We start from the raw sequence: 6020 nt of genomic DNA, 5'->3' as shown, positions 1-6020 counted from the left end.
AGTCCTCGGCGGAGCAACCCCACGTGAGATACTCCAGCAAATATTCAATCGTGGCGCATTAACCGCTTGATCCCGCCCCCACTACCCGTGTTCTGCTAATCAAGTTCAGATGGATTATGTGGACCATCGGTGGCCGGTAGCGTAATCGGGGGTGGTGTTTCGTGGTACCTTTAATTGAAGCTTTGGCGATTCTAGGTGGGAGTGTTGGTATCGTGCGTTTCTCTGAGATTTTCGATGTGGAACGCACTAACGAGGAAGATTGGTTCGACCCCGACTTGTCGATAGACACGCCGTTGTTTATTGACCCTGTCATGTTGCTTCAATCAGGTCAGTATTGGAAAGACGCACATGCAGAGCTCGTGAATCATTTTTCTTTCTGCTACCCATTGGTTGCCAAAAGTACATCTCCTAGATCGAACAGCGCAGTGATTGCGCAGAAGCTGCTCACTTTTCCAGAACCGTCTGAGTTTTGTTTGGGTTATACCGTGGCTGGGACCGCAGGTTCGGGGTCCGGCCGTGGCTTCGCAAGAACATTGACCGATGCGATAGCAATAGCCATCGACGCCGGATTGGAAAAACCCGAGCATATTGAAGAACTAGGCATCCTCAGTGAACGCTTCGGGGCAGATCGAATTTCGGATGCTACCTGCAATGTCCTGAAACACCGGTTTATCGACTATACGCAACGCGTATGTCTACGTCACGATATTCCATTGCAGAATCATAAGGTAAGGAATTCTCGAGTTGATTTGTCTGTTCAACGATGGGTCTCTGAACGAGTTTTGCTTCCGACAAACCCTGTTGATGGAAGCCCCGTTATCCTGGTTCCGCAGAGGTTCTTAAACGAGTTACCTACTCTCAATGCTGAGGATTGGTTTGACTCCAACTTGAATGCTGATTTGCGTGCCGAGTTAAACATTGAAATTGGTCAACGGGTTTCGAAATCAGATCTCGTACAGATTGCGCGGAGAAATCCAGACCGTGTGCGCCGCTGGATAGAGAGTCAGGCCTGTCGTGGCGACCTTGACGGGTACGACTTCAGTGGCGATCCGTTGGGGGTAGCTCATTTTGATGGGCCACCCGTCGACTTTGCCACGGCGAATCCGATAAAGGTTGGACGGCGACCGCCTATGAACCAGGATGAGCTTTCGGATTTAGTCTCTCACATCCTTACCAAATTCAAGTTATTTATCGAACAGCAGCGAGGTTGGGAACTGTTGTGGAACGAAGATGGGACCGAAAAGCGCGAAGGGGCGGTTCAACTGGCATTTCTTGGTATGGCTCGACACTACCTCGCACAGCACAGCGTAGAGGTAGATCGAGAAGTCGAGTTAGGGCGCGGGCCCGTTGACTTCAAGTTGTCATGCGGCACCGGCGTTAAATTACTGATTGAGGTTAAGAAGGTTCATAACGGGAAGTTCTGGAACGGGCTAGAGGCACAGTTGCCCAGTTATTTAGTTTCTGATGAAGCTTCGGAAGGGTGGTTCGTAGCGATCAGGTACCGGGATTCAACAAGCTCTGAGAAACGAGTTGGGGAATTACCGCAACGAGTAAAAGCCCTCAATAAGGGGGCGACGCGGTACAGATTTCTTACTATCGATGCCCGGCCAAAAACTTCTGCATCAAAACTATAGTATGTCCAGTGTCGGTAACTGTTTTCGGTCTGACGGTTTTATGATGCGTCAGAATCGGGTTCAAATGAACGTGTCCGGGCAACAATGCGTATTAGAAGGTCGGCCAATTGGATTATTTCCGCAGCTTCGACCGGGTCTTCAAATTTTACCGTGCGATGGCTAGCGGGGTTTTTGAATGCGCCAATAGCTCCCGCGAAAAGGTCCGCCATGGCCTGCTGTTCTGCAGGTTCTGCAGACTCATCGCAAAGAGGACCAGCTCCGGGTTTGAAAGCCTTACGCATTAGTTTCACTCCTATGTTCTCGTTGGAGTAGCCGGCGGTATTGCGAACTGCCACTTCCACTGCTTTCATAGCGGCGAACGCGGCAGTCTCATAGTCCCCTAGGGCGAAATTGGTTCGGGAAGGATCTAAAGTCGCGTCTAGATCTCCGCCAAGCTTCTCATCAGCCCACATTTTGGAAACGCGTGTCGGGTCATTCTTAATTTCCAAACCGCGTTCGGTTAGGCGTTGCCAGTTTCCAGTTAAGGGTTGTCTGATTGAGGGGCCAATCAATGCGTGTGATTCGAGCCAAGCCCAAGCGTCCGAGATCCGCTCCTGAAGATGCCTCAAATCGTGCGGAGGGTTTTGGCCGTATGGAATATCAGCTTTCATCCCCTGGATATAACTGTTGAAGTTTGGCTGATGCTCCATCTGTTCCAACAAACGGAGAGCTAGGTCTCGAATTGGGAGGTTCCGGATTTCTGCATGCGTCAATGCCTGATTCATGGTTTCAACAGTATATTAACTGCTCTATTCAGAATTCTATCGTACTCACTACCCGTGTTCAAGTAAGTCCGAGCTGCTGCGCACACTGGTCGTCGCGCTGGCGGCCACCCACAGCCCCGAGCAGCTCAACTTCGTGCTCGTCGACTTCAAGGGCGGGGCGACCTTCCTCGGCCTGGAGCGGCTGCCGCACACCTCCGCGGTGATCACCAACCTGCAGGAGGAGGCCGTGCTCGTCGAGCGCATGCACGACGCGATCTCCGGCGAGCTGCACCGCCGCCAGGAGATCCTGCGCGCCGCCGGCGGGCTCTCCGGCGTCGCCGAGTACGAGGCGCTGCGCGCCCGCCGCCCCGACCTCGAGCCGCTGCCCGCGCTGGTCATCGTCGTCGACGAGTTCTCCGAGCTGCTCAGCGCCCACCCCGACTTCGCCGACCTCTTCGTCGCCGTCGGACGCCTCGGCCGCTCGCTGCACGTCCACCTGCTGCTGGCCAGCCAGCGCCTCGAGGAGGGCCGGCTGCGCGGCCTGGACAGCCACCTGTCCTACCGCATCGGCCTGCGCACCTTCTCCGCCGCCGAGTCCCGCCAGGTCCTCGGCGTGCCCGACGCCCACTCCCTGCCGCGCGCGCCGGGCGCCGGCTTCCTGCGGTCCGGGCCCGACGGACTGACCGGCTTCCAGGCGGCCTACGTCTCCGGGCCCCTGCCCGCCGCCCCCGAGGCGCCCTCGATTGCCGACGCCGCGTCGCTCACCCGTGGGCGCAGAAGAGTGCGGCTCTTCGACGGAGCAGGCGCTGACGCGCCTGCTCCCGGGAAAACGGGCGCATCCGCCCCCGGGGAGGAGGTCCCGCACGCTGCGGGGGAGGGCACCGCCACCGGTGAGCCGGGGGAACGGCCCACCGTGCTCGAGGCCGTGGTCGACGCCGCCGTCGCCTCGGCGCACGGGCGCAGCGCCCACCGCATCTGGCTGCCGCCCCTGCCCGCACGCGTCGAACTGGCCGGTGTCGTCGAGTCGCCGGGGAGGCTGCAGGTGGCAGTCGGCGTCATCGACCGGCCCTACCACCAGCGCCAGGACCCGATGATCCTGGACTTCTCCGTCGGCGACGGCCACCTCGCCCTCGCCGGCGGACCGAAGACCGGCAAGACCACCGCGCTGCGCACCGTGGTCACCGCCCTGGCCGCCACCCACACCACCGCGCGGATCCGCTGCTACATCATCGACTCCGGCCGCGACCTGGCCACCCTGGCCCGCCTGCCGCACGTCGCCGGGCGCGCCGGGCGCGGGGAGACCGAGCGGGCGCGCCGGGTGCTCGACGAGGTCACCGCCGTCATCGAGGACCACCCCGGCGGCACGCCGGTGGCCCACACCTTCCTGGTCCTCGACGGCTGGCACACCCTGTCCGGCGAGCTGGAGGACCGCCTCGACCAGATCGCGCGCATCGTCGCCGACGGGCCGGCCGCCGGGGTGCACGTGCTCATCTCCACGGTGCGCTGGTCCGCGCTGCGCCCGGCGATCCGCGACCTGATCTCCCACCGCCTCGAGCTGCGCCTGGCCGAGGCGATGGACTCGCTGCTGGACCGCAAGGCCCAGCAGAAGCTGCCGGCCGCACCGGGCCGCGGGCTGACCGCCGACTGCGAGCCGGTGCTGTGGGCCGCGGCCAACACCCAGGACATCGGCCACGTCACCGCCGTGGCGGAGGCCTCCGGCCAGCAGCCGGTCGAGCCGCTGCGCGAGCTGCCCGAGCGGCTCGACCGCGCCGCGCTCGCCCCGGCTGCGGGCAGCATGATCCCGCTGGGCGTGGGCGGGCCGAGGCTGACCGCGCAGGGCTGGGACATAACCGAGCGCTCCCACCTGGTCTGCGTCGGCTCCTCGGGATCCGGCAAGTCCACCCTGCTGGCCGGGGTGCTCGCCGGGATCACGGAGCTGGGCCGCGAGGCCGCGCGCATCGTGCTGCTCGACCCGCGCCGCGCCCACCTGGGGGCGGTGGCCGAGGAGATGCTCGCCGCCTACGCCGCCAACAGCGCGACCGTGCGCGGCGTACTCGCCGACACCGTGACCACGCTGCGCCGGCGCCTGCCCGGGCAGGACATCACCCCGGCGCGCCTGGCCGCCCGGGACTGGTGGACCGGCCCCGAGATCTTCCTGGTCGTCGACGACGCAGACCTCATCGACGACCACGAGTTCGCCGGGATCGTCGAGCTGCTGCCCCACGGCCGCGACATCGGGCTGCACCTGGTCATCGCCCGCAAGTCCGGCGGCTTCTCACGCGCGGCGTTCCGCCCGCTGCTCTCGGGGGTGCGCGACCAGAACCCGGCGGCGGTCGTGCTCGACTCCGACCGCGACGACGGCACCATCTTCGGGGTCGAACCCGCCGCCCGCGCGCCGGGACGTGCGCACCTGGCCGGGGTCGGCGTGCTCCAGGTCGCCGTCCCTGAGACCGGTGCCGACGCCGCGCCGGCCGACGCCGGCGCGCCCGGCACCGACGCGCCCGTCACAGAAGGGAACGACGCCGCGGCGAACAGCGCCGGGGGAGGTGAGCGGGCGTGACGAACGCGATCGACCGGCTGGCCGACAGCCTCGACGGACAGGGACGGCGCGCCGACCGCGCGCTGACGGTGACCGTCACCGAGACCGCCACGATCTTCGACGGGCCGGACAGCATCTACCGCTACGACCTGCCGGCCTCCGGCATAACCGACGGGTGGGCGGTGCCCGCCGTCGTCGACCAGGTCCGCCAGCTCTACCCGGAGCGCTGGCCGGAGGTCGAGGTGATCGTCGACGCCACCGAACCGGCCGCCGAGATCCTCGTGCGCGCCCTGGTGGCCAAGGGGGTGGGCGCCTACCCGGCCGACGCGCTGCGCGAGCACCCGCTGCCCGAACCCGCCGGGCCCGCCGAGCGCCCAGGTCCCCTGCGCGGCGGGGAGGGGCCTCGCCCCGGGGTCTTCCACCTGGTGCTCGTCGCCGTGGTCCTCGTGGTCGCCGCACTGTCGTGGTGGGCGATCCGCGCGACCACCGCACCCGGGGCCGACCCGGGCGCCGACGGTGCGCCCGGCGTGGCGGCCGAGCCGGGCGGCACCGGCGCGGACGGTGCTGACGGTGCGGACCAGGAAGCCGGCGGCGCTGGCGAGGACCGCACCGGGGACGCGGAGGGAATCGGCGGCGGGTCCGCCGGCACGGGCACGGGCGTCGGCGAGCAGGTCGTCGTCCACGAGCTGGACACGGTGCGCCTGGCCACCCCGCCGGGCTTCCGGGCCGAGTCCGTCGACGGCGGCTGGATCCTGCGCGGGCCCGACCCGGACCTCAGGGTGCACGTCGCCGCGGCACCGCTGCACGGGGTGGTCGGCGCCCGGGTGCTCGAGGAGGTCTCCCGCGAGGTCGACGCCGACCCGGCGCTGCACCCGCAGGACGCCGCGGCCGCGGCACCCGAGGCGCCCGAGGAAGCGGTGGCCTACCGAGAGGAGCCCGGCGACGGCTCGGAGACGAGCTGGCTGAGCTGGGTCGCCCACGACACCCAGCTGTCGGTCGGCTGCCAGACGCGCACGGCGCCGGCGGCCACCCAGCGTGCGGTCTGCGGGGTGGTCGCCGGGTCGCTGGAGGTCTACGCGGCCGAGTGAGTCCGGGCAGTTGCGC

At 65.5% G+C, this 6020-nt stretch carries 3 protein-coding genes and 1 pseudogene; 3 read left to right on the top strand and 1 reads right to left on the bottom strand.

Annotation, left to right across the window (positions count from 1 at the left end; genetic code table 11):
• The first annotated feature begins 212 nt into the window (after positions 1-212).
• Positions 213-1634 carry a hypothetical protein gene (locus tag QP119_RS10805; RefSeq protein WP_284776085.1) on the top strand — a complete coding sequence of 474 codons (1422 nt, stop codon included), beginning with the start codon at positions 213-215 and terminating at the stop codon, positions 1632-1634.
• Positions 1635-1672: 38 nt separating this feature from the next.
• Here QP119_RS10805 and QP119_RS10800 read toward each other — a convergent pair whose 3' ends face one another.
• The gene (locus tag QP119_RS10800) at positions 1673-2398 is read right to left on the bottom strand and encodes a TIGR02391 family protein (RefSeq protein ID WP_053961699.1); all 726 of its coding nucleotides are present in this window, start codon (positions 2396-2398) and stop codon (positions 1673-1675) included.
• Between the two features lie 58 nt (positions 2399-2456).
• Here QP119_RS10800 and eccCb point away from each other — a divergent pair.
• Both eccCb and QP119_RS10790 read left to right on the top strand, forming a co-directional pair.
• Positions 2457-4937, top strand: a pseudogene (gene eccCb, locus QP119_RS10795) (type VII secretion protein EccCb); the annotation flags it as partial.
• Complete coding sequence (locus tag QP119_RS10790) at positions 4934-6004, top strand: type VII secretion-associated protein (protein ID WP_284776083.1); 1071 nt, start codon at positions 4934-4936, stop codon at positions 6002-6004. The pseudogene eccCb and the gene QP119_RS10790, both read left to right, overlap by 4 nt.
• The last annotated feature ends 16 nt before the right edge of the window (positions 6005-6020 follow it).

The sequence above is a fragment of the Corynebacterium frankenforstense genome (assembly GCF_030211955.1).
In the GTDB taxonomy this organism is placed as follows: domain Bacteria; phylum Actinomycetota; class Actinomycetes; order Mycobacteriales; family Mycobacteriaceae; genus Corynebacterium; species Corynebacterium frankenforstense_A.
This window is presented reverse-complemented; position numbering and strand designations above follow the sequence as displayed.

What these genes read in the sequence shown, in the direction of transcription:
- QP119_RS10800 (WP_053961699.1), bottom strand. Translation starts at nt 2,398, where the DNA reads ATGAATCAGGCATTGACGCATGCAGAAATCCGGAACCTCCCAATTCGA.